This is a genomic window from Cryobacterium sp. TMT1-2-1, from assembly GCF_004403955.1.
Classification (GTDB): Bacteria; Actinomycetota; Actinomycetes; order Actinomycetales; family Microbacteriaceae; genus Cryobacterium; species Cryobacterium psychrotolerans.
The window spans coordinates 1-21839 of record NZ_SOHC01000008.1 but is presented as its reverse complement, the minus strand read 5'-3'; the positions used below and the strand labels follow the sequence as shown (position 1 = coordinate 21839).

22 protein-coding genes are annotated in these 21839 nt (G+C 68.2%); 3 read left to right on the top strand and 19 right to left on the bottom strand.

Translation table 11 applies throughout. The annotated features are described in order from the left end of the window. Nucleotides 1-271: 271 nt before the first annotated feature. Nucleotides 272-1573 (bottom strand): tyrosine--tRNA ligase, encoded by a 1302-nt coding sequence (tyrS, locus tag E3T33_RS01280; RefSeq protein ID WP_198417229.1) that lies wholly within the window; start codon nt 1571-1573, stop codon nt 272-274. A gap of 146 nt (nt 1574-1719) precedes the next feature. Here tyrS and E3T33_RS01275 point away from each other — a divergent pair, with 146 nt between their 5' ends. Together E3T33_RS01275 and E3T33_RS01270 are read left to right on the top strand one after the other, a co-directional pair. Then, nucleotides 1720-2358: a sigma-70 family RNA polymerase sigma factor gene (locus E3T33_RS01275; protein WP_092325072.1), complete on the top strand. Its 639-nt coding sequence runs from the start codon at nt 1720-1722 to the stop codon at nt 2356-2358. Next, a complete protein-coding gene (locus tag E3T33_RS01270) occupies nt 2355-2951 on the top strand; it encodes a hypothetical protein (RefSeq protein ID WP_134574572.1) in 597 nt (198 codons plus the stop codon). The genes E3T33_RS01275 and E3T33_RS01270 overlap by 4 nt, the downstream gene beginning before the upstream one ends. A gap of 120 nt (nt 2952-3071) precedes the next feature. Here the strand turns inward: E3T33_RS01270 and E3T33_RS01265 are convergent, their stop codons facing one another. The 18 genes from E3T33_RS01265 to infC form a co-directional block, all read right to left on the bottom strand. Continuing rightward, nucleotides 3072-3671 carry a DNA-3-methyladenine glycosylase gene (locus E3T33_RS01265; RefSeq protein ID WP_134574571.1) on the bottom strand — a complete coding sequence of 200 codons (600 nt, stop codon included), beginning with the start codon at nt 3669-3671 and terminating at the stop codon, nt 3072-3074. Nucleotides 3672-3695: 24 nt separating this feature from the next. Next, nucleotides 3696-5159: an argininosuccinate lyase gene (gene argH / locus E3T33_RS01260; protein WP_134574570.1), complete on the bottom strand. Its 1464-nt coding sequence runs from the start codon at nt 5157-5159 to the stop codon at nt 3696-3698. Nucleotides 5160-5165: 6 nt separating this feature from the next. After that, the gene (locus E3T33_RS01255) at nt 5166-6365 is read right to left on the bottom strand and encodes an argininosuccinate synthase (protein ID WP_092325064.1); all 1200 of its coding nucleotides are present in this window, start codon (nt 6363-6365) and stop codon (nt 5166-5168) included. 126 nt (nt 6366-6491) lie between these two features. Next, complete coding sequence (gene argF / locus E3T33_RS01250; protein ID WP_134574569.1) at nt 6492-7421, bottom strand: ornithine carbamoyltransferase; 930 nt, start codon at nt 7419-7421, stop codon at nt 6492-6494. Nucleotides 7422-7469: 48 nt separating this feature from the next. Beyond that, entirely contained in the window at nt 7470-8675 is a 1206-nt protein-coding gene (locus tag E3T33_RS01245; RefSeq protein WP_134574568.1) for an acetylornithine transaminase, read from the bottom strand. Next, a complete protein-coding gene (gene argB, locus E3T33_RS01240) occupies nt 8672-9586 on the bottom strand; it encodes an acetylglutamate kinase (RefSeq protein ID WP_134574567.1) in 915 nt (304 codons plus the stop codon). Before argB ends, E3T33_RS01245 begins: the two co-directional genes overlap by 4 nt. Beyond that, nucleotides 9583-10764 carry a bifunctional glutamate N-acetyltransferase/amino-acid acetyltransferase ArgJ gene (gene argJ, locus E3T33_RS01235; protein ID WP_092325056.1) on the bottom strand — a complete coding sequence of 394 codons (1182 nt, stop codon included), beginning with the start codon at nt 10762-10764 and terminating at the stop codon, nt 9583-9585. Before argJ ends, argB begins: the two co-directional genes overlap by 4 nt. Next, nucleotides 10761-11804: an N-acetyl-gamma-glutamyl-phosphate reductase gene (argC, locus tag E3T33_RS01230; protein ID WP_134574566.1), complete on the bottom strand. Its 1044-nt coding sequence runs from the start codon at nt 11802-11804 to the stop codon at nt 10761-10763. The genes argJ and argC overlap by 4 nt, the downstream gene beginning before the upstream one ends. 180 nt (nt 11805-11984) lie before the next feature. Further along, the gene (gene pheT / locus E3T33_RS01225; RefSeq protein ID WP_092325052.1) at nt 11985-14522 is read right to left on the bottom strand and encodes a phenylalanine--tRNA ligase subunit beta; all 2538 of its coding nucleotides are present in this window, start codon (nt 14520-14522) and stop codon (nt 11985-11987) included. Further along, the gene (gene pheS, locus E3T33_RS01220; protein WP_092325050.1) at nt 14522-15562 is read right to left on the bottom strand and encodes a phenylalanine--tRNA ligase subunit alpha; all 1041 of its coding nucleotides are present in this window, start codon (nt 15560-15562) and stop codon (nt 14522-14524) included. Before pheS ends, pheT begins: the two co-directional genes overlap by 1 nt. Nucleotides 15563-15573: 11 nt before the next feature. After that, the gene (locus E3T33_RS01215; protein WP_092325048.1) at nt 15574-16500 is read right to left on the bottom strand and encodes an amino acid ABC transporter permease; all 927 of its coding nucleotides are present in this window, start codon (nt 16498-16500) and stop codon (nt 15574-15576) included. Beyond that, the gene (locus E3T33_RS01210) at nt 16497-17144 is read right to left on the bottom strand and encodes an amino acid ABC transporter permease (protein ID WP_092325046.1); all 648 of its coding nucleotides are present in this window, start codon (nt 17142-17144) and stop codon (nt 16497-16499) included. Before E3T33_RS01210 ends, E3T33_RS01215 begins: the two co-directional genes overlap by 4 nt. 93 nt (nt 17145-17237) lie before the next feature. Then, nucleotides 17238-18086, bottom strand: coding sequence for a glutamate ABC transporter substrate-binding protein (locus E3T33_RS01205; protein WP_241982784.1), 849 nt, complete (start codon nt 18084-18086; stop codon nt 17238-17240). A gap of 61 nt (nt 18087-18147) precedes the next feature. Then, a complete protein-coding gene (locus tag E3T33_RS01200) occupies nt 18148-18936 on the bottom strand; it encodes an amino acid ABC transporter ATP-binding protein (RefSeq protein WP_134574565.1) in 789 nt (262 codons plus the stop codon). 70 nt (nt 18937-19006) lie between these two features. After that, nucleotides 19007-19807, bottom strand: coding sequence for an RNA methyltransferase (locus E3T33_RS01195; RefSeq protein WP_134474159.1), 801 nt, complete (start codon nt 19805-19807; stop codon nt 19007-19009). A gap of 77 nt (nt 19808-19884) precedes the next feature. Further along, entirely contained in the window at nt 19885-20271 is a 387-nt protein-coding gene (rplT, locus tag E3T33_RS01190; protein WP_092325038.1) for a 50S ribosomal protein L20, read from the bottom strand. A gap of 28 nt (nt 20272-20299) precedes the next feature. Then, complete coding sequence (gene rpmI / locus E3T33_RS01185; protein WP_092325036.1) at nt 20300-20494, bottom strand: 50S ribosomal protein L35; 195 nt, start codon at nt 20492-20494, stop codon at nt 20300-20302. Beyond that, a complete protein-coding gene (gene infC, locus E3T33_RS01180; protein ID WP_092325034.1) occupies nt 20487-21137 on the bottom strand; it encodes a translation initiation factor IF-3 in 651 nt (216 codons plus the stop codon). Before infC ends, rpmI begins: the two co-directional genes overlap by 8 nt. Before the next feature lie 256 nt (nt 21138-21393). Here infC and E3T33_RS01175 point away from each other — a divergent pair, with 256 nt between their 5' ends. Continuing rightward, nucleotides 21394-21744 (top strand): DUF1844 domain-containing protein, encoded by a 351-nt coding sequence (locus tag E3T33_RS01175; RefSeq protein WP_174775367.1) that lies wholly within the window; start codon nt 21394-21396, stop codon nt 21742-21744. Nucleotides 21745-21839: the final 95 nt, after the last annotated feature.

The following is a 21839-nucleotide window of genomic DNA, read 5'->3' as shown; positions in this document are numbered from 1 at the left end:
CACCCAGCCGCCGACCGCGAGGCCATTGCACTGGGACATTTCCTGTCATGCTATTGAGCTGTTCCGCAACGCTCGATCTCAACAAGTGAAACCAAGCGACACGTCATCAAACAAACAACGCGAATAACTCCACATTGTTTAGCTTGGGATGGTCCCGCTTGAGGCCGAGAAGCATTCCGCTTCCCGCACCTGTGGGGTGACAAGAGATGACATTACGCGGATTTCGGGAGGCCCGCAATTCGCTGCCTCATCCCGGGCGTGTCGGCTCGTTTCACTCGACGAAGACGCCGGCGAGGGTCTTCTTGCCGCGGCGCAGAACCGCGACGCCGCTGGGCAGAACGGCGCCCTCAATCGTCTCCGTGTCGGTCAGCACCTTCACGTTGTTCAGGTACACCCCGCCCTGGCTGATCGCCCGCCTCGCTTCACTGAGACTGGCGGTCAGCCCGGTGTCCACGAGCAGCTGCGCCACCGGAGCGTGCGGAGCGGTCGTCGTGTTCGGGAGTTCGCGCAGCGCGGCCTCGAGCGTCTCCTGATCGAGGTCGGCCAGGTTCCCCTGTCCGAACAGAGCCTGCGCGGCGAGCACGGCGGCGGCCGTGGCCCGCTGCCCGTGCACGAGGCTCGTCACTTCGATGGCCAGGGTGCGCTGAGCCTCGCGGCGGAACGGTTCGGTCGCCACCGCCTCCGCCAGGCGCTCGATTTCGGCGCGGGGGAGGAAGGTGAAGACCTTGAGCCGGGCCACCACATCGGAATCGTCCGTGTTCAGCCAGAACTGGTAGAGCGCGTACGGGCTCGTGAGCGTGGGGTCGAGCCAGACGGCGTTGCCTTCGCTCTTGCCGAACTTGGTGCCGTCGGTGTTGGTGATGAGCGGCGTGCCGATGGCGTGCACGCTCACCCCCTCGGCGCGATGGATGAGGTCGGTGCCGCTGGTGAGGTTGCCCCACTGGTCACTCCCCCCGGTCTGCAGCACGCAGCCGTGGCTGCGGTAGAGCTCGAGGAAGTCCATCCCCTGGAGCACCTGGTAGCTGAACTCTGTGTAGCTGATGCCGGCATCCGAGTTGAGCCGGGCACTCACGGCATCCTTCTTGAGCATGGTGCCGACGCGGTAGTACTTGCCGACGTCGCGCAGGAAGTCGATGACCCCCATCTTCTCGGTCCAGTCGAGGTTGTTGACGAGGGTGACGGCGTTGTCGCCTTCGGCGCTGAGGAACCGGGAGACCTGGCCCTGGATGTACCCCACCCACTCCGCGACGACGTCTTTGGTCTGCAGCGTGCGCTCGGCCTGCGGGCGAGGGTCGCCGATCAGGCCGGTGGATCCCCCGACCAGGCCGAGGGGACGGTGGCCGGCCAGCTGCAGCCGCCGCATGAGCAGGAGCTGCACGAGGTTTCCCAGGTGCAGGCTCGCCGCGGTCGGGTCGAACCCGCAGTAGTAGGTGATCGGCTCTCCCCCCAGCAACTCGCGAAGTTCGGACTCGTCGGTGGAGACGTGCACGAGGCCGCGCCAGATGATCTCCTCCCAGACGTTGTCGAAGGAAGGATCGTTGGCCTGCAGGGCGAGGATGGCTGGGTCTGACACGCTGCCAGATTACCAGCGCGCCGGGCCGGCCCTCCCGATGGGCGTACCGGGCGCGTCCTGGGCGCGGATTAAGCTCTCCGGGTTGACGAGTCTTGATTTAGGCCTGAAGCTTCATTAGACTCACTTCAGGACGGAGGCTTAACCACATGTTCGTGATTACCGCAGACCAGATTGACAGCCGCAACGACCGGGATCGGGCGAGCGAGATGATCGCCCGGCTGAACGCCGACTTCGGCCCCGCCTTCCTTCTCCCGCCCGACCAGACCTCCGGCGACGAGATCCAGCTCCTGACGGCCGATGCCGACGCGGCGCTCAACGTTGTGCTGGCGCTGCACCGTGCGGGCCATTGGAGCATCGGCCTCGGCATCGGCGACGTGCGCACTCCCCTGCCCGCCTCGACCAGGCAAGCATCCGGCGGAGCCTTCGTGGCCGCCCGGGACGCGGTCAACCGGTCCAAGCGGACCGAGGCGCGGTTCGCCCTCGAGGCCGCGGCCACGGTTCCCCCGGGCGACCCGACGCCGGCCGCTGACGAGGTCGAAGCCATCGTCACCATGCTCCTGCTGCTGCGCCAGCGGCGCACCAACGAGGGCTGGGAGGCTATCGAACTGCTCCGGCGCGGCCTGCCCCAGGTGCAGATCGCCGCCGCCCTGGGGATCTCGACCGCTGCGGTCAGCCAGCGGCTGAAAAGCGCCCAATGGAGGGTCGAGGAAGCCGTGCGCCCCGCACTGGTTAAGCTCGTACAGAACCTCGACCGCGCCACAACCGAATCGGAACGAGACGCATGACCTCGCTCACCGCCCACGTGCTGACCTACCTCTACTGGGTCTTCCTCCTGCTTGTCACCAGCGGCGCCCTGGTCGGCGCCGTGCTCGCCTTCAAGCTGCAGAAGCGGGCCCACGCCATCGGCTCGGCCGGGGCCCTCGCCGCCGGACTGCTGGTCGCGGCCGTTCCGATGCCACAAGGCCCGAGCGTCTTCGGCATCGTGCTCGGGATGCTCGCGGTCGCGCTGGCCGCGATCGGCGGCGGGCCGCTCACGGTGCTCATTCTCGAGCTCGCCACGAGGAACACCGTGCCGCCGGGCAGCCACGGCGGGATCCTCGTCGAAGACGGGGCCACGGATGACACCGTTGCCACATCCGGAGTGCACGAGGTGCTCCGCGGCGGACTGACCATCGGCATCCTCGAGCGCGTGGCGGTGGCCGGCGCGATCCTCGCCGGTTTCCCCGAGGCCCTCGCCGTGGTCGTGGCGATCAAGGGCGTCGGCCGCTTCACCGAGCTGGCGGCCGCCGAGGCACGCGAGAGATTCATCATCGGCACCTTCGCCAGCCTGATCTGGGCGTGCGCCTGCGCCGCCCTCGTCGGCCTCGCCGTCGTCTAGCCCCTCCCTCCAAGCCCCCTCCCTCTCAAGCCCCCCCTCTTTCTTACCCCCACCTCCCGCGAAACCGCAGTTGTGCGCGTTATGAGGCACGAATAACGCGCACAACTGCGGTTTCGCGGGTCATTTCGGCGGTTTCGGGACGGCCCGGCGGTAGGGCGAGACGGATGCCTCGCCCGGCATCCAGAACCGCCACGGGAACTCCGCTCCCCCGCCCTCGCCGCTCACGCCCGTGCGCGGGCCGGTGAGGAAGTCGGCCGGCTCGGCCGGCAGCGTGAGCTGGAACGGCGGCAGGGCCAGGTCGGAGCCGTCGTCGCCGAGGCCGATCCCGAGCGCGAGCGTGAGCCGCGCCGGGCCCCTCGCGAGGTCGCGATCGCTGGCCGACGAGGTGCGGCGGGCGCGGGCATCCGCGATGCCATCGATGATCTCGCCGCCGCGGATCAGCACGGCGGACGCCTCGCCGTCGGGCGAGCAGACGACGTTGGCGCAGACGTGCATCCCGTAGGTGAAATACGCGTAAAAACGACCCGCCGGGCCGAACATGCTGGCGTTGCGCCGGGTCTGCCCGCGAAAGGCATGCGAGCCGGGATCCGCCCCGCCGCCCAGGTACGCTTCGACCTCGGTGATGCGCAGCGACACCCCTCCGTGGCTGAGCACCGCGCCCAGCAGGAGTGGCGCGACCTGGGTCGCGGGCCGTTCGAGCAGGGCGCGGTCGAAGCTCACTTCAGGAGCCTCACTTCAGCAGCCTCACTTCAGCAGCGGCGCAGCCAATGCGCGCACGCGCGCCACGAGGGCGGCGCGCTGTTCGGCGACGCGCACGGGCGCGGTTCCGCCCTGGCCGTCGCGGCCCTCCACCGAACCCCGGATGCTGAGCACGTCGCGCACCTCGGGGGTCAGGTGCTCTGAGATCGACCGGAGCGCGTCGTCGTCCACCTCGTGCAGTTCGAGCCCGCGTTCCTCGGCAAACTTCACCAGTGAGCCGGTGATCTCGTGGGCATCGCGGAAGGTGACGTGGCGCTTGACCAGCCATTCGGCGACATCCGTGGCCAGGGAGTAGCCCTGGGGCGCGAGTTCGGCCATCCGGTCGGTGTGGAAGGTCAGAGTGGCGACCATACCGGTGAAGGCCGGCATGAGCACCTGGAGCGTCTCGATCGAGTCGAAGACGGGTTCCTTGTCTTCCTGCAGGTCACGGTTGTAGGCCAGCGGAAGCCCCTTGAGGGTGGTGAGCAGCCCGGTGAGGTTGCCGATCAGGCGGCCCGACTTGCCGCGCGCAAGTTCGGCGATGTCGGGGTTCTTCTTCTGCGGCATGATCGAGGACCCGGTGGAGTAGGCGTCGTCGAGGGTGACGAAACCGAACTCCTTCGTGTTCCAGAGGATGATCTCCTCGGCCAGCCGGGACAGGTCGATGCCGATCTGGGCAGTGATGTACGCGAACTCGGCGACCAGGTCGCGGCTCGCAGTGCCGTCGATCGAATTCTCGACAACGCCGCCGAAGCCGAGCTCCGTGGCGATGAGGCGGGCATCCAGCCCGAGGGTGCTTCCGGCCAGGGCGCCGCCGCCGTAGGGCGAGAAGTCGGCGCGCTTGTTCCAGTCGGCGAAACGTTCGAGGTCGCGCACGAGCGGCCAGCAGTGCGCGAACAGGTGGTGGGCGAGCAAGACGGGCTGCGCGTGCTGCAGGTGGGTGCGGCCGGGCATGATCGCGTGCTCGTTCGCCTCGGCCTGCGACGCCAGGGCGTCGATCAGGTCGATCAGGAGGTCGGCGATCGCAGCGGAACGGTCGCGCAGCAGCATCCGGACGAGCGTGGCCACCTGGTCGTTGCGGCTGCGGCCGGCGCGGAGTTTGCCGCCGAGCTCGGTGCCGATGATGTCGATCAGGCCGCGCTCGAGGGCGGAGTGCACGTCTTCGTCGCTTTCGGCCGGCGTGAACCGGCCCGCGGCGACGGCGACCTCCAGGGCGTCGAGCCCGGCGACCATCGCGACGAGTTCTTCATCGCTCAGGTACCCGGCGGCGGCGAGGGCGCGGGCGTGGGCCTTGGAACCGCGGAGGTCGTACTCCGCCAGCTGCCAGTCGAAGTGCGTCGACTTGCTCAGCCGCGCCAGCTCCGGTGACGGCCCGCCGGCGAAGCGGCCGCCCCAGAGGGCGCCCGCCTTGCCGGCACGATTGTCGCCGTTGCCTGGCTTGTCGCCTGGCTTGTCGCCCTTGTGCGCCACGCCGACCTACTTGCCGGCGAGGTCGCGGCGTGCCGAGATCTTGCTCGGCAGCGACCACAGCTCGATGAAACCCTTGGCCATCGACTGGTCGAAGGTGTCCCCGGTGTCGTACGTGGCGAGGTTGAAGTCATACAGGCTCTGCGTGGACTTGCGCCCGGTGACGACGGCGCTGCCGGCGTGCATCTTCAGGCGGATGTCGCCGGTGACGTGCTTCTGCGTCTCGTCGATGAACACGTCCAGGGCCCGCTTGAGGCCGGAGAACCAGAGCCCGTCGTAGACGAGCTCGGCCCACTTCGACTCCACGGTGCGCTTGTAGCGGGCGAGGTCGCGTTCGATCGTCATGTTCTCGAGCTCTTCGTGCGCGGCGATCAGTGCGATGCCGGCCGGGGCCTCGTAGACCTCGCGGCTCTTGATGCCGACGAGGCGGTCCTCGACGATGTCGATGCGGCCGACGCCCTGGTTGCCGGCGTGCAGGTTCATGAGTTCGATGGCCTGCAGCGGCGTCACGGGGACGCCGTCGATGGCGACGGGAATGCCCTGGTCGAAGCTGATGACGACCTCGGTCGGCTCGCGGGTCACGGCCGGATCCTGCGTGTAGGTGTAGAGGTCCTCGATCGGAGCGTTCCACGGGTCCTCGAGGAACCCGGTCTCGACCGCGCGGCCGTAGACGTTCTGGTCGATGGAGTACGGGCTCTTCTTCGACTGCGCGATCGGCAAGTTGTGCATCGCCGCGTACTCGATGGCCTTGTCGCGGGTGAGCGCAAAGTCGCGCACCGGGGCGAGTGACGTGAGCTCGGGCGCGAGGGCTGCGACGGCGGCTTCAAACCGCACCTGGTCATTGCCCTTGCCGGTGCAGCCGTGCGCGACGCTGTTCGCGCCGAGGTCCTTCGCGGTCGAGGCGAGGTACTTGGCGATCAGTGGACGGCTGAGCGCCGAGACGAGCGGGTAGCGCTTCTGGTAGAGCGCGTTGGCCTTGAGCGCCGGCATGACGTAATCGGTCGCGAATTCGTCCTTGGCGTCGACGACGATCGACTCCACGGCACCACAGTCGAGTGCTCGCTGGCGGATCACGTCCATGTCTTCGCCGCTCTGTCCGACGTCGATCGCGAGGGCGACGACCTCTTTTCCGGTCGCATCCTTCAGCCAGCCGATGCCAACCGACGTATCCAGTCCACCCGAGTATGCGAGCACAACGCGTTCTGCCATGGTTCTCCTCAATCCGTGATCATCTTCAAGTTTACGGTGTCGCAGAGGTCGACCTCGCCGCGAGTCCCCAGGCGGTGGTCGAGCCCGTCGAGACCCGGTGGTCGACCACCGGGTCGGGTCGGGTACCTAGGCGGCGTTTTGCGCGAGCAGCCAGACGAGGAGCGACTTCTGGGCGTGCAGGCGGTTTTCGGCCTCGTCCCAGATGATGCTCTGCGGGCCGTCGATGACATCCGCGGTGACTTCGTAGCCGCGGTCGGCCGGGAGGCAGTGCATGAAGTGGGCGTCCGCCTTCGCGAGGGCCATCATCGCGGCGTCCACCCGGTAGTCGCCGAAGACGGCGAGGCGGTCCGACTTCTCCTCTTCCTTGCCCATCGACACCCAGGTGTCGGTGACGACGACGTCGACGCCGGCGACGGCCTCGCGGGGGTCGGTGTACAGGGCGACGGATCCGCCGGTGCGAGCTGCGATTGCCGCGGCATCCGCCACGACCTGCGCGTTCGGCGCGTACTCGGCCGGCGATGCGACCCGCACGTGCATGCCGGCGGTCGCCCCGGCGAGCAGGTAGGACTGGGCCATGTTGCTGGCGCCGTCGCCGAGGAAGGCGATGGTCAGGCCGGCGAGGTCACCGCGATGTTCGCGGATGGTGAGCAGGTCGGCGAGCAGTTGGCACGGGTGGAAGTCGTCGGAGAGCGCGTTGACGACGGGAACGCTTGTGCCGCTGGCCATCTCCTCGAGGCCGGCCTGGCCGTAGGTGCGCCAGACGATCGCGGCGACCTGGCGCTCAAGCACCCGGGCCGTGTCGGATGCCGTTTCCTTGCCGCCGAGCTGGCTGCTGGCCGTGCTGATGATCAGCGGGCTGCCGCCGAGGTCGGCGATTCCGACCGCGAACGAGACCCTCGTGCGGGTCGAGGACTTGTCGAAGATCACGGCGACGGTCTGCGGGCCGGCCAGGGGCTTGACCGCGAATCGGTCTCGCTTCAGCTCCAGGGCCCGGTCGAGGATCTCCGCCTGTTCGGCCGGAGAAATGTCGTCGTCGCGCAGGAAATGGCGGGTCACGGTGTCACTTTCGCTGATGGTGCGGGTAGCGGGTGGGAAAGTTCAACTCTAGATGCTGGCCAGTGCGAGCCCGAATCGGCGCTCGAACTCGGCCAGTTCGGCGTCGCCGACGATCAGCGGCGGCGCCAGGCGGATGCTCAGCTCGTTGGCGGCGTTGACAATGAGCCCGTGTGAGAGTGCCGCCGCCGCCAGCCGCAACGCGACCGGCTCGGTCAGCCCGATGCCGAGGAGCAGCCCGCGCCCGCGCACCTCCGCGATCAGAGGCGAGTCGAAGCGGGCGATGATCTCCCGCAGCTCGCTCCCCCGGCGGGCCGCGTTGGCGACCAGGCCGTCGTCTTCGATCACGCCGAGCACCGCGTTGGCGGTCGCCGTGACGAGCGGGTTGCCGCCGTAGGTCGAGCCGTGCTGCCCACGGGTGAAGAGGTCGGAGGCCGCGCCGAAGGTGACCAGCGCGCCGATCGGCACGCCGCCGCCCATCCCCTTGGCCAGGGTCACCGCGTCGGGCAGGATGCCGTCCTGCTCGTAGGCGAACCAGGTACCGGTGCGTCCGATCCCGGTCTGGATCTCGTCGAGGATCAGCAGCACGCCGTGCTCGGTGCAGAGTTCGCGCGCGCGGCGGAGGAAACCGTCCGGGAGCTCCAGCACGCCGGCCTCGCCCTTGAGCGGTTCGAGGAAGAGGGCCGCGACGGTGCCGTCGATCGCGGCCTCGAGCGCCTCGATCGTCGTGTCGATGTGCTCGACGCCGCCGGGGACGGGCTCGAAGGGCTCGCGCATCTGCGGCTTGCCGGTGAGGGCGAGCGCGCCCATCGTGCGGCCGTGGAAGGAATCGTGCAGGGCGAGGATCCGGGTCCGGCCACGGCCGTTCACGTTGAGCCGGGCCAGTTTGAACGCGGCCTCGTTGGTCTCGGCGCCCGAGTTGCAGAAGTAGACGCGCCCGCTCTCGCCGGCCCCGGTGAGGCGTTTCAGCCGTTCAGCGAGTTCCAGCTGGGGCGGAGTGGCGAAGTAGTTGGACACGTGCACGAGCGTGGCGACCTGCTCGCTGACCGCGGCGACCATGGCCGGATGCGCGTGCCCGAGCGCGTTCACCGCGATACCGGCCAGGAAATCGAGGTACTTCGTGCCCTGGTCGTCCCAGACGTAGCATCCCTCGCCACGCACGAGCAGCGCGAGCGGGGTCGCGAGCGTGCGCATCATCGAGTCGCCGAAGCGGTCCTGCCACGTGCGGTCTGCCTGCGTCGGGTCTGCCTCGCTCATGCCGGTACCACCTCCGTGCCGATGCCCTGGGTCGTGAAGACTTCGAGCAGGATCGAGTGCGGAACGCGCCCGTCGATGATCGCAGCCTTGGCCACGCCGCCCTCGACCGCGTCGAGGCAGGCGGTCATCTTGGGGATCATGCCGGACTCGAGGCCGGGCAGCAACGCGCGGAGGGCCTCCGTGTCGATCACGCTCACGATCGAGTCGCGGTTGGGCCAGTCGCTGTAGAGGCCGGCGACGTCGGTGAGGATGACGAGCTTGGCCGCCCCGAGGGCGATCGCCAGTGCGGCGGCGGCCGCGTCGGCGTTGACGTTCAGGGACTGGCCCGGGACATCCGTGTCGGGTGCGATCGACGACACGACCGGGATCCGGCCGGCGTCGAGTTGCGCGTGCACAGCCTCCGGGTCGACCCCGATGACGTCGCCGACGAGGCCGAGGTCGACGTCCTCGCCGTCAATGACGACGCCGCGGCGGCGCCCCTGGAACAGGCCGGCATCCTCACCGGAGAGGCCGGCGGCAAGCGGGCCGTGCTGGTTGATGTGGCTGACGAGGTCGCGGTTGATCTGGCCGGTGAGCACCATCCGCACGACGTCCATCGCCTCGGGGGTCGTGACCCGGTAGCCGCCGCGGAACTCGCTCTCGATGCCGAGGCGCTCGAGCATGGCGGAGATCTGCGGGCCGCCGCCGTGCACGACGACCGGGCGGATGCCGGCGTAGCGCAGGTAGACCATGTCCTCTGCGAACGCGCGCTGCAGTTCCTCGCTCACCATGGCGTTGCCGCCGAACTTGATCACGATCACCTGGTCGTGGAACCGCTTGAGCCAGGGCAGGGATTCAATCAGGGTGGCGGCCTTGACGGCTGCCTCCGCCTGGCTGTTGGTGGTGTCGTCGGTGCTCTCGTCGGCGCTCAACTCGAGTACGCGCTGTTCTCTTCGACGTAGTCGTGGGTGAGGTCGTTGGTCCAGATCGTGGCCGTTTCGGCGCCGGCGTGCAGGTCGATGACCACCGACACGGCCCGTGCGGAGAGGTCGACGAGTTCGCGGGGTTCGTCGGGCTCCCCCGCGGTGCAGACATGCACGCCGTTGATGGCGACGTCGATGCCGTACGGGTCGAAGGTGGCGTCGGCCTCGCTGACCGTGCCGACCGCGGCGAGCACGCGGCCCCAGTTGGGGTCGTTGCCGTAGATGGCGGCCTTGAACAGGTTGCTCCGGGAGACGGCCCGCGCCACCGTGACCGCCTCGGTCTCTGAGAGGGCATTCACCACCTCGATGGCGACGTCGTGCGCCGCCCCCTCGGCGTCGGCCTGCAGTTGGAGGGTGAGGTCGCGGCACAACTCGGTGAGGGCATCCGCGAACTCGGCCTCGTCGGCGTCGATGCCGCTGGCCCCGGAGGCGAGCAGGCTGACGGTGTCGTTTGTGGACATGCAGCCGTCGGAGTCGAGCCTGTCGAAGGTCAGCCGGGTCGCCTGGCGGAGCGCGGTATCGAGCCGCGCGGAGTCGAGGACCGCGTCGGTGGTGATCACGACGAGCATGGTCGCGAGGCCCGGCGCGAGCATCCCGGCTCCCTTGGCCATGCCGCCGATGGTCCAGCCGGCCGGCGATCGGTGCTCGGCCTGCTTCGGCGTCGTGTCGGTGGTCATAATGGCGGTCGCGGCGGCGAGGCCCGCTTCGGGCGACGCCGCGACGTCACCCTGGAGGGCCAGGGACGCCTCCCAGACGCCGGCCCTGAGCTTGTCGAGATCGAGTTGTTCGCCGATCAGGCCGGTCGAGCAGACGAGCACGTCCCCGGCGGAGATGTCCAGTCGGGCAGCGACGGCCTCGGCCGTCGCGTGGGTGGTCTGGAAGCCGATCCGGCCGGTGTAGCAGTTCGCGCCGCCGGAGTTGAGCACGATCGCGCTGACCACGCCGTCGGCCATGACCTGCCGGCTCCAGATCACCGGGTTGGCCTGGCAGCGGTTGATCGTGAAAACGGTCGCCGCGCTGGTGAGCGGGCCGAGGTTCTGCACGAGGGCCAGGTCGAGGCCGCCCGATTTCTTGAGACCGGCGGTGACACCGGCTGCGGCGAATCCGGCGGGGGCTGTGACGCTCACGGGGCGACTCCATTCGTGCTGAGGCCCGCGGTTTCGGGCATTCCGAGGGCGATGTTGGCCGATTGGATGGCGGCGCCGGCGGTGCCCTTGACCAGGTTGTCGACGGCGGTCACCGTCACGACGCGACCGGCTGCCTCGTCGACGGCGAGGCCGATCAGCGCGGTGTTCGCGCCGAGAACATCCGCTGTGCGCGGGAAGTGACCATCGGGCAGCAGGTGCACGAACGGTTCGTCGGCGTAGGCACGCTCCCAGGCGTCACGCACGGCGGCCGCCGAGGTGCCCGGCACGAGGCGGGCGGTGGCGGTGGCGAGGATGCCGCGAGACATCGGCACGATCACGGGAGTGAAGGAGATGGTCGGGTTCACTGCTCCGGCCCAGCGCAGGCCCTGCTGCATCTCGGGGATGTGGCGGTGCACTCCGCCGACCGCGTAGGGGTTCGCCGAGCCGAGAATCTCGGGCGCGAGGTTCGGCAGCTTGAGGCTCTTGCCGGCGCCGGACGGGCCGACCGCCAGCACGGCCACGATGTCCTGGGCCTCGATGACGCCCGCGAGGATCCCGGGCGCGAGGGCGAGGGCGACGGTGCTGGCATTGCACCCGGGCGCGGCGATGCGCCGCGCCCCGACCAGGCGGTCCCGCTGCTTGCCGCCCGCGACGGGAAGCTCGGGCACCCCGTAGGCCCAGGCGCCGTAGTAGTCGCCGCCGTAGAACGCGGCCCAGTCGGGCTCGCTCTCGAGCCGGTGGTCCGCGCCGCAGTCGACCACGAGCGTCTCGGCGGGCAGGTGGGCGGTCAGGGCACCGGATGCGCCGTGAGGCAGCGCGAGGAAGACGACGTCGTGCCCGGCCAAAGTCTCCGGCGACGTGTCGACGAGCGTCAGGTGCGCGAGCGACCGCAGGTGAGGCTGGACATCGAGGAGGCGCTGCCCGGCGTTGCTGTGCGCGGTCACCGTGCGCAGCTCGAGGTCGGGGTGCCCGGCGATCAGCCGCAGCAGCTCTCCGCCCGCATAGCCGCTCGCGCCCGCCACTGCCACCGAAAAGACCATGCGTTAAACCTATCGCGCAGCCTCTCCCCGCCGAGAATCGCCGATTACGCCGAGACGCGCCGTTCCGGCGGCGATTCTCGGCAGAATCGGCGACTCTCGGCGATCGGGCGGGGCGCCACGGCGAGTGGCGGCGCGGGCGCTCCGTTCGCCGAGCTTGACTGTTGCGGTCGGCGGAAGGGACTACTCGCGGATGGTCGCCCCGAAGCGTGCGGCGGCCACGGCGACACCGGCGAGCTTGGCTTCGCTCGCCTCGGGCGCCGTGAGTGTGCGGTCCAGCGCGCGGAAACGCAGCGCGAAGGTCAGCGACTTGCGGCCGACCGGGACGCCCGCGCCACGGTAGTCGTCGACCAGGTGCGCGCTCTCGAGCAGCGCCCCACCGCCCTCGGACACGGCCGCGAGCACGTCGGCGGCCGGCACATCGGCGTCGACCACGAGCGAGAGGTCCTGGGTCGCCGCCGGCATGGTGCGGATCGGCGTCGCGACGATCCCGGCGCCCGCGTGGGCGATCACGTCGGACAGGTTGACCTCGGCGACGGCGACGACCGAGGGCAGGTCGCCCTCACGCGCGACGGCGGGGAGCAGCTCGCCGGCGTAGCCGACGACCTCGTCCGCGTCGCCCGCCGTTGTCACGAAGAGTTCGGCCGTGCGCCCCGGGTGCATCGCCTGGTGCGAACCCTGGCGCACCTGGATCCGCACGCCGGAGGCGAGCGCGACCTGCTGCACGGCGGCGAGGGCGTCCTGCCAGCCGGCCGCGACCGCGGGGTGGCCCGGCTGGTGCCGCGCCGCGTTGCCGATCAGCACGACGCCGAGCATCAGAGGCTGAGGGGGGATGCCGGCGTTCAGCTCGGCCTCCAGGTTGGCGCTCGGCCGCACCGCGCCGGGCGGCACCACGTCGGCGCCGTAGCGGATGCCCGGCTCGGGCCGGAAGACGAGCCCCAGCTCGAACACGGCCAGGTCGGTGAGCCCGCGAGAGCGGTTGCGGTGGGCGATCTGCAACAGCCCGGGCAGGATCGAGGTGCGCATGAACGGCGCCTCGCCGTCCATCGGGTTCGCCAGCCGCAGCTGCGGAACGGGGCCGGAAACGGGGTTCCCGAACAGGTCGTTCGCCTTCTCCGACACGAACGGGTAGGCGAGCACCTCGGTGTGGCCCGCGGCCGCGAGGGTCTGCGCGATCTGGCGCTTGAGCACCTGTGGCAGGGTGAGTCCTCGCCCGGGGGGCGCGACCGGCAGCACCGAGGGGATGCGGTCGTAGCCGACGATGCGCGCGACTTCCTCGGCCAGGGTCCACTTGTCGGTCAGGTCGGGGCGCCAGCTCGGGGCGGTGACGGCCAGCCCGGTCGGCGTCTCCGTCATCGTCGCGCCGATCTCGGCCAGCGAGGTGCGCACCTCGTCGCGGGTGTACTCGAGGCCGATCAGGCCGGAGATGAAGCCGGTGGGCAGCTCGATCGGCACCGCGTCGGGGGTCGCGTCGTGCAGCGAGCCGAGGTCGTCGGCCACTCCCCCGGCGAGTTCGACCAGCAGCTGCACCACGCGCGCGGCTGCGACGACGGCAACGGCCGGGTCGACCCCGCGTTCGAAGCGACGGGACGCCTCGCTCGGCAGCTTGTGCCGGCGGGCGGTGCGCGCGATCGACACCGGGTCGAAGTTGGCCGCCTCGATCAGCACGTTCCGCGTCGACGCGCCGATCTCGGTGGTCTGGCCGCCCATCACGCCGGCCAGGCCGATCGGCCCTGACTCGTCGGTGATCAGCAGGTCTTCCGGGTGAAGCTCGCGGGTCGCGTCGTCGAGGGTGACGAGCTTCTCCTCCTCCAGCGCCCGGCGCACGGTGATGCCGCCGTTGAGCCTGTCGAGGTCGTAGCCGTGGATCGGCTGGCCGAGCTCGAGCATCACGTAGTTGGTCACGTCGACGATGAGCGAGATCGACCGGATGCCGGCCAGCTTCAGCCGGGCGATCAGCCAGGCCGGAGACGGCTTGCTGGGGTCGACTCCGCGCACCGCGCGGGTGACGAAGACGCTCGCGCCGACGCGGCCGCGGATCGGCGCCTGGTCGTCGATCGTGACCGGGAACTCCGACGCCGTGACGACGGGAGCGACGGCCAGGGCCGGGTCGCGGAACGTGGCGCCGGTGGCGTGCGAGTACTCGCGGGCGACGCCGCGGATCGAGAACGCGTAGCCACGGTCGGGGGTGACGTTGATTTCGACGGCCGCGTCGTCCAGCCCGAGCAGGCTGATCGCATCCGTGCCCACCTCGGGGTCGAGCCCGAGCGTGCCGAGCACGAGGATGCCCTCGTGGTCGTCGCCCAGGCCCAACTCCTTGGCCGAGGCGATCATGCCGTCGGAGACGTGGCCGTAGGTCTTGCGGGCCGCGATCGGGAACGGGCCGGGCAGCACGGAGCCGGGCAGGGTCACGACGACCTTGTCGCCGACGACGAAGTTGTGGGCGCCGCAGACCACGCCGTGGATGGCGGGGCCGCCGTCGGCCGCGGTCTCATCGCCGGGCGCGACACGCACCTGGCACCAGTTGATGGTCTTGCCGTTGGTCTGCGCTTCGGGCTCGGCGGAGAGCACCTCGCCGACGACGATCGGGCCGGACAGCTCGAAGCGGTGGATGTCCTCCTCTTCGAGGCCGACGCTGACGAGGGCGGCGTGCACGTCTTCGGGGGTTGTGCCGGGCTCGAGGTCGACGTACTCGGCGAGCCAACTCAGTGGGACGCGCATCAGACGGTCATCCCGAACTGCTGGCTGAAGCGGATGTCGCCCTCGATCATGTCGCGCATATCCTTCACATCGTTTCGGAACATCAGGGCTCGTTCGACGCCGACGCCGAACGCGAAACCGGAGTAGACCTCAGGGTCGATCCCGGCGGAGCGGAGCACGTTGGCGTTGACCATGCCGCAGCCGCCCCATTCGATCCAGCGCGCGCCGCCCTTGAAGGTGGGGTGCCAGAGGTCGAGCTCGGCGCTCGGCTCGGTGAACGGGAAGTAGTTGGGGCGCAGGCGAACCTTCGCCTCCTCGCCGAACATGGCCTTGACGAAGTGGTCGAGCGTGCCGCGCAGGTGCGCCATGGTGAGCCCCTCGTCGATGGCGATGCCCTCGACCTGGTGGAAGACGGGCGTGTGCGTCGCGTCGAGCTCGTCGGTGCGGAACACCCGGCCGGGCGCCACAACGTAGACGGGCAGCTCGCGGGAGAGCAGGGCGCGCAGCTGCACCGGCGAGGTGTGGGTGCGCAGCACGAGGTGCGCGGCGGTCGGCTCGACGAAGAACGTGTCCTGCATGGCGCGGGCGGGGTGGTCCTCGTCGAAGTTGAGCGCGTCGAAGTTGAACCACTCGCTCTCGAGCTCCGGTCCCTCCGCAACCTCCCAGCCCATGCCGACGAAGACATCGGTGACGCGCTCCTGCAGGAGCGAGATCGGATGCCGCGCGCCGGGCTGCCAGGTCGTGGCGGCGGCGGTGACATCCACCGTCTCTGCGGCGAGCTGCGCGGCGACCTCGGCGGCGGTGATCGCGGTTTCCCGCGCGGCAAAGGCCTGCGCCACCGCTCCCCGGGCCTGGCCGAGGAGCTTGCCGGCCTGGGCCTTCTGGTCGCCGGGCACACTGCGCATCAGGGCGTTCAGCCGGGCCAGCGGGGAGGCCTCGCCGGTGTGCTCTGCGCGCACGGTCTTCAGGGCAGCGGAGTCGTTCACTGCGGCGATGGCGGCGAGGGCGGCGGCGACGGCCGCGCTCACTACGGGTTCGGAGATCTCAGAGGGGTCAGACACAAGTCCCAAGTTTAGTAGGGCGGGGCCCCGGCGCTCTGGTTGCCCTGGGCTGCGGGGTGGACGACCTCGGGAGCGACGGGCTTCTCGGGCGGTGCCGCGGCATCCGGGGTCACGCCGCCGGCCCTGGACCCGGTGCGCCTCGCGATGACCCGCGCCAGCCAGGAGAGCAGCAGGTTCATCGTCAGGTAGATGGCCAGCACGACGAGGAAGAACGAGAAGGAGTACCGGCTGCCGAAGAAGTTTGTCAGGTTGTACAGACCAGATCGGAGGAGCTCCTCGTAGCCGACCACGAACGACAGCGAGGTGTCCTTCAGGAGCACCACGAGCTGCGCGATGATGATCGGCAGCATCTGCCGGAATGCCTGGGGGAATTCGATCCGGAAGCGGGTCGCGATCGGGGTCAGGCCGATGGCCAGCCCGGCCTCGCGCTGCCCGCGCGGCAGAGAAGCGATGCCGGCTCGCAGGGCCTCACCGATGATCGCGCCGTTGTACACGGAGAGGGCTGCGACGCCCGCCCAGAACGACCCGGTGGAGAAGACGAGCAGGATGAAGAGCATCATCAGCAGCACCGGCATGCCACGCACGAACTCGAGCACGATGGTGGTCGGAATCCGGATCCACCTGGTGTCGGATGCCCGGCCGAAGGAGAAGAGCACGCCGAGCACGAGCGCGAACACGGCGGCGACAGCGGCCATCCGGAGCGTGCTCAGGGCACCCTGGCCGAGCGTGCGCCAGACCTGCACGTCGGTGAAGACGTCCCACCGGGAGGCGTCCCAGAGGCCCGGCTGAACGGCGCCGTTGGCGCTGACCTTGGGAGCACCGAGCGCGAGGATGAGCCAGACCAGGCCGGCCGCGATGACGATGATGCCGACAATGGAGAGGACGCGCGACCTGACAATGGCCTTCGGCCCGGGAGCGTCATAGAGAACCGAGGTCATCGGAGCACCGCCACCTTCTTCTCGACCCGGCCGGCGATGAGGCCGAGGGAGATTGTGACGAGCAGGTAGAAAGCGGCGACGGAGAGCAGGATCGCGAGCACTTCATCCCCTCGCAGGTTGGTGACCTTGCGCGCGGCGCCGAAGAGTTCGAAGACGAAGAACGCCCCGGCGACCGACGTGTTCTTGGTCAGCGCGATGAAGACGTTGATCAGCGGCGGGATGACCATGCGCACGGCCTGCGGCATGACCACGAAGGAGAGCGTCTGGCCGAAGGTCAGGCCGATGCTGCGGGCGGCCTCGGCCTGACCGACGTGCACCCCATTGATGCCGGAACGCAGCGCCTCGGCGACGAAGGGCGACGTGTACACGGTGAGCCCGATCGCGGCCAGGGTGAAGTAGCCGGGCGAGTACTGCAGGTAAGGCAGCAGGTAGGCGCAGAAAAAGAGGACCAGGGTGAGTGGGGTGTTCCGGACGATCTCCGTGAACACGGTGGCGAATCCGCGAAACGACGCCACGGGCGAGATGCGCATGGTCGCGATGATGATGCCGAGCACGAGTGCCCCGATGCCGGCCAGTACCAGCAGACCGAGCGTGTTTCTGAATCCCTCCAGAAACAAGGGCAGGTTTTCAATGACTGCGTCCACAACTCACCTCCTTCTCTGTGTGTTTCAAGCAGTGCTGATCGGGGTGGTCCGGCCGGAAAACAGCCGGAACACCCCGATATCAGCCGGATATGCCTAGTAGCGGTCGACGGCGGGAGGCGTCGGGGTCTCAAGCACCTTGCCGGCGGTCGCGTCCCAGGCAGCGGCCCACGAGCCATCCTCAAACGACTTCTCGAGCGTGTCGTTGATGAAGGTGCGGAACGCCTCGTCACCCTTCTTCAGGCCGATGCCGTACGGCTCCTTGGTGAACGGCTTGTCGACGACCTCGAACTCGCCCTCGTTCTGGTCGGCGAGGCCGGCCAGGATGACGTTGTCCGTGGTCACTGCCACGGACTCGCCACTGCGCAGCGGGCCCAGGCAGTTGGAGTAGGTGTCGGTCGCCTGGATCTTGTCCGTGTAGGCGGCGATGTTCTTCTCCGAGGTGGAGCCGCTGACGGTGCAGACCTGCTTGCCGGTGAGGTCTTCCGGTCCGGTGATCTTGTCCGGGTTGCCTGCGAGCACGAGCAGGTCCTGGCCGGCTTCGTAGTACGGGCCGGCGAAGTCGATGACTTCCTTGCGCGTGTCGTTGATCGTGTAGGTGGCGACGACCATGTCCACCTGGCCGTTCTGGATGAACGGCTCGCGGTTGGCCGACACGGTCTCTACCCACTCGATGTTCTCGGGCTTGATGCCGAGCTTGGCGGCGATGAGCTTAGCCATCTCGACGTCGAAACCTTCCGGGGTTCCGTCTGGGCCCTTGAGGCCGAAGAGCGGCTGGTCGAACTTGGTGCCGATGGTGATCTTGCCGGCGTCGCTGAGCTTGGCCATCGTGCTGCCGGCGTCAAACTCGGGGGCTTTTTCGACCGGTGCGGCCGAGGGCGCTGCGCCCGAGTCGGTGCATCCGCTGAGCGCGAGCGCGCTCGCGAGGGCAATGGCCGAAATCATTAGACCTTTGTTGAGTCTCATGGTTTTTCTCCTGATTGCTGTGGGGATTCCTGCACACCGATTAGTGGGCAAGTATTTTCGAGAGGAAGTCTTTCGCTCTCGTGCTTTGGGGGTTGGTGAAGAACTGCTCCGGGGTGGTTTCTTCGACGATTTCGCCCTCGGCCATGAAGATGACCCGGTTGGCGGCCTTGCGGGCGAAGCCCATTTCGTGGGTGACGACGATCATCGTCATGCCGTCGTTGGCGAGGTTGATCATGACCTCGAGCACCTCGTTGATCATCTCCGGGTCGAGCGCGCTGGTGGGCTCGTCGAGCAGGATCAGCTTGGGCTCCATGGCCAGCGCCCGCGCGATGGCCACGCGCTGCTGCTGGCCGCCGGAGAGCTGCGCCGGCATCTTCTTCGCCTGGTTTGCCACCCCGACGCGTTCGAGCAGGGCCATGGCCTTCTTCTCGGCGTCGGCCTTCGACAGCCCGCGCACCTTGATCGGCCCGAGCGTCACGTTCTCCAGCACGGTCTTGTGCGCGAACAGGTTGAACGCCTGGAAGACCATTCCTACGTCGGCACGCAGGTGGGCCAGGGCCTTGCCCTCGGCCGGCAGCGGCTGGCCGTCGATGGTGATGACGCCGGAGTCGATTGTCTCGAGCCGGTTGATGGCCCGGCAGAGTGTCGACTTGCCCGATCCACTGGGCCCGATCACGACGACCACTTCACCGCGGTTGACGACCGCGTTGATGTCCTTCAGAACGTGCAGTTCGCCGTAGTGCTTGTCGACGTTTTTCACGACGACCAGCGGTTCACCCCGCCTGACGCTGATGTTGGATGTGGCCGGCGTTGAATCGGTGGGCTCCATACCCCCCAACTTAGGGGAAAACGGCTCTCCGCGAATACCACCAATCTGTGGTATTTACCCATTTGTGATGCTAGCTCCGCTGGGCGAAGGCGCTTTCGTACAGGCAGACGGATGCCGCGGTGGCGAGGTTCATCGATTCAGCGTGCCCGTAGAGCGGCACGGAGATCGACCGGTCGACCTTCGCGAGGTCTTCGTCGGTGAGCCCGCGCGCCTCGTTGCCGAAGAGCCAGGCGGTGGGGGCGGCGAGCAGGCCGCTGTTGCGCGCGGCGAGCAGGTCGTCGCCCTTGACATCGGCCGCGAGGAGCTGGAGGCCGGCGGCCTGCACCCGGCCCCTGACGTCTTCGAGGGTGGCGCCGACGGCGACCGGCAGGTGGAAGATCGAGCCCGTGGAGGCGCGGACGACCTTGGGGTTGTACAGGTCGACGCTGCGGCCGGTGAGGATGACCGCGTCCGCGCCGGCGGCATCCGCTGCCCGGATGATCGTGCCGGCGTTGCCGGGATCGCGCACCTCTTCGAGGATGGCGATGAGCCTGGGCTCTTTCGCGAAGATGTCCTTGACCGAGATCGGGAACTGGTGGCACACGGCCACGAAGCCCTGCGGGGTCACGGTGTCGGCCATCGATTCGAGCACGGCCTCGGTGACGAACTCGACCTCGATGCCGGCGGCAGCCGCGGCGCCTGCGATGTCGGTGTAGCGGTCGAGCGCCGTCGGGGTCGCGAACAGTTCGACGACCAGGTCCGGGCGGAAGGTGAGCGCCTCGGCGACGGCCTGCGGCCCTTCCAGCAGGAAGACCCCGGTTTCATCCCGCGCTGCGCGCTTGGCTAGTTTTGCGACGGCCCGCACACGCGGAGAACGGGGATTATCAAGCATGTGTCCCAGCTTAGATGCAGAACGGGAGCGGGCGACCAAGTCGCCCGCTCCCGTGAATCCTGCGTGTGGAACTCTGCTTATGCAGAGACCTTCGGTGCCGACGTGTTGGCAGGAAGGGCGCTCTTGGCGCTCTCGACGAGGGCCGCGAAAGTGGCGGGCTCGTTGACGGCCAGGTCAGCCAGGATGCGACGGTCGACCCCGATGCCGGCCAGGGCGAGGCCCTGGATCAGGCGGTTGTAGGTGAGGCCGTTCGAGCGGGACGCGGCGTTGATCCGCTGGATCCACAGGCGACGGAAGTCACCCTTGCGTGCACGGCGGTCACGGTAGCTGTAGACGAGGGAGTGAGTGACCTGCTCCTTGGCCTTACGGTACAGACGCGAACGCTGACCGCGGTAACCCGCGGCGCGTTCGAGAATGACGCGACGCTTCTTGTGGGCGTTTACTGCCCTCTTTACTCTTGCCATTTTTCTGGTTCCTTACCGGATACGCGGTCTAAAGACCGAGAAGCTTCTTGATGACCTTGGTGTCGGCCTTGGCCAGAACCTGGTCGGTGTTGAGGCGCGACTTGCGCTTGGTCGACTTGACCTCGAGGTTGTGACGCATGCCAGCCTGCTGCTTCATGATCTTGCCGGTGCCAGTGACCTTGAACCGCTTCTTCGTCCCGGAATGGGTCTTCATCTTAGGCATCTTTTTCCTCCAGTTTCGCTGCCTTGTCGGCAACCTTGTCTGCCTTATCGGCTACCTTGTCTGCCTTGTCGGCAGCCTTATGTGCGTTGGCCTCGGCCTTGGCCTCTGACTTGTTCTTCAGGGGGCCAATCACCATGACCATGTTTCGTCCGTCGATGGTCGGGCTCGATTCGACTGAACCGAATTCCGCTACATCCTCGGCAAATTTCTTGAGCAGACGTACGCCCTGGTCCGGACGGGACTGCTCACGACCACGGAACAAAATCATGGCCTTGACCTTGTCGCCGGCCTTCAGGAAGCCCTCGGCGCGCTTGCGCTTCGTCTCGTAGTCGTGCGTGTCAATCTTGAGGCGGAAACGAACCTCTTTCAGGATCGTGTTCGCCTGGTTGCGCCGGGCCTCCTTGGCCTTCTGCGCAGCCTCGTACTTGAACTTGCCGTAGTCCATGATCTTGGCAACCGGCGGCTTGGAGTCGGGGGAAACCTCGACCAGGTCAAGGTCGGCATCCTGCGCCAGGCGCAGGGCAACATCAATGGACACGACCCCGACCTGCTCGCCGGCAGGGCCAACGAGACGGACTTCGGGGACGCGGATACGGTCATTTGTACGGGGATCGCTGATGCGTCGCTCCTCTTTCTCAAACATCGTGGCTACAGACAGGTGACGGATGCCGCCCGGCGACGAAGAGAGAAAAATCACGTGCGTTGGTTCGAGCAAAGTTCGCTCCTAAACCACACACGACACCCTGTCTACCGTCACGATGCTGGAGACCAGCGCCATAACGGCGGAGTGCTAACTACCCGGTAACCTTGATGAAGCGGTCAAGCGCGGGTGGGAGATTATCCACTTTCGTACCGAGACTTACGTCTCGGAGCCGACACGACTCTATCAGAGGATTGCAGTGAATAACACTTACGACCAGGACGACACCGCGCAGGCCACCAGGGACATCGCCGATGTGCCCGCGGTGGAGATCATCACGACCGCCGCGGTGCACCTGATGAGCGCCTCCGCGGTCAAGGTCGGCCTGGCCGACGACCCGGACACGCAGATGGACCTCGACGAGGCCCGCAAACTCATCAACGCCCTCGCCGGACTGGTCACCGCAGCGGCCCCGGACATCGCGGACATGCACGCACGGAGCCTCCGCGACGGGCTGCGGTCGCTGCAGCTGGCGTTCCGCGAGGCATCCGCCATTCCCGACCCGATCGGCAAGGGCCCGGGCGAGAAGTACACCGGCCCCGTCAACTAGGGCGTGTCTCCTAATCGAATCGTGATTCGTTTGGGAGGGTGGAGGGATGTCTCGTACTGCTTTGCTGACCGATCACCAGTGGGCTCGGATCGAAT

What these genes read in the sequence shown, in the direction of transcription:
- E3T33_RS01275 (WP_092325072.1), top strand. Translation starts at nt 1,720, where the DNA reads ATGTTCGTGATTACCGCAGACCAGATTGACAGCCGCAACGACCGGGAT.
- E3T33_RS01270 (WP_134574572.1), top strand. Translation starts at nt 2,355, where the DNA reads ATGACCTCGCTCACCGCCCACGTGCTGACCTACCTCTACTGGGTCTTC.
- E3T33_RS01255 (WP_092325064.1), bottom strand. Translation starts at nt 6,365, where the DNA reads ATGGCAGAACGCGTTGTGCTCGCATACTCGGGTGGACTGGATACGTCG.
- E3T33_RS01245 (WP_134574568.1), bottom strand. Translation starts at nt 8,675, where the DNA reads ATGAGCGAGGCAGACCCGACGCAGGCAGACCGCACGTGGCAGGACCGC.
- argC (WP_134574566.1), bottom strand. Translation starts at nt 11,804, where the DNA reads ATGGTCTTTTCGGTGGCAGTGGCGGGCGCGAGCGGCTATGCGGGCGGA.
- pheT (WP_092325052.1), bottom strand. Translation starts at nt 14,522, where the DNA reads ATGCGCGTCCCACTGAGTTGGCTCGCCGAGTACGTCGACCTCGAGCCC.
- E3T33_RS01215 (WP_092325048.1), bottom strand. Translation starts at nt 16,500, where the DNA reads ATGACCTCGGTTCTCTATGACGCTCCCGGGCCGAAGGCCATTGTCAGG.
- E3T33_RS01205 (WP_241982784.1), bottom strand. Translation starts at nt 18,086, where the DNA reads ATGATTTCGGCCATTGCCCTCGCGAGCGCGCTCGCGCTCAGCGGATGC.
- E3T33_RS01200 (WP_134574565.1), bottom strand. Translation starts at nt 18,936, where the DNA reads ATGGAGCCCACCGATTCAACGCCGGCCACATCCAACATCAGCGTCAGG.
- E3T33_RS01195 (WP_134474159.1), bottom strand. Translation starts at nt 19,807, where the DNA reads ATGCTTGATAATCCCCGTTCTCCGCGTGTGCGGGCCGTCGCAAAACTA.
- rplT (WP_092325038.1), bottom strand. Translation starts at nt 20,271, where the DNA reads ATGGCAAGAGTAAAGAGGGCAGTAAACGCCCACAAGAAGCGTCGCGTC.
- rpmI (WP_092325036.1), bottom strand. Translation starts at nt 20,494, where the DNA reads ATGCCTAAGATGAAGACCCATTCCGGGACGAAGAAGCGGTTCAAGGTC.
- infC (WP_092325034.1), bottom strand. Translation starts at nt 21,137, where the DNA reads ATGTTTGAGAAAGAGGAGCGACGCATCAGCGATCCCCGTACAAATGAC.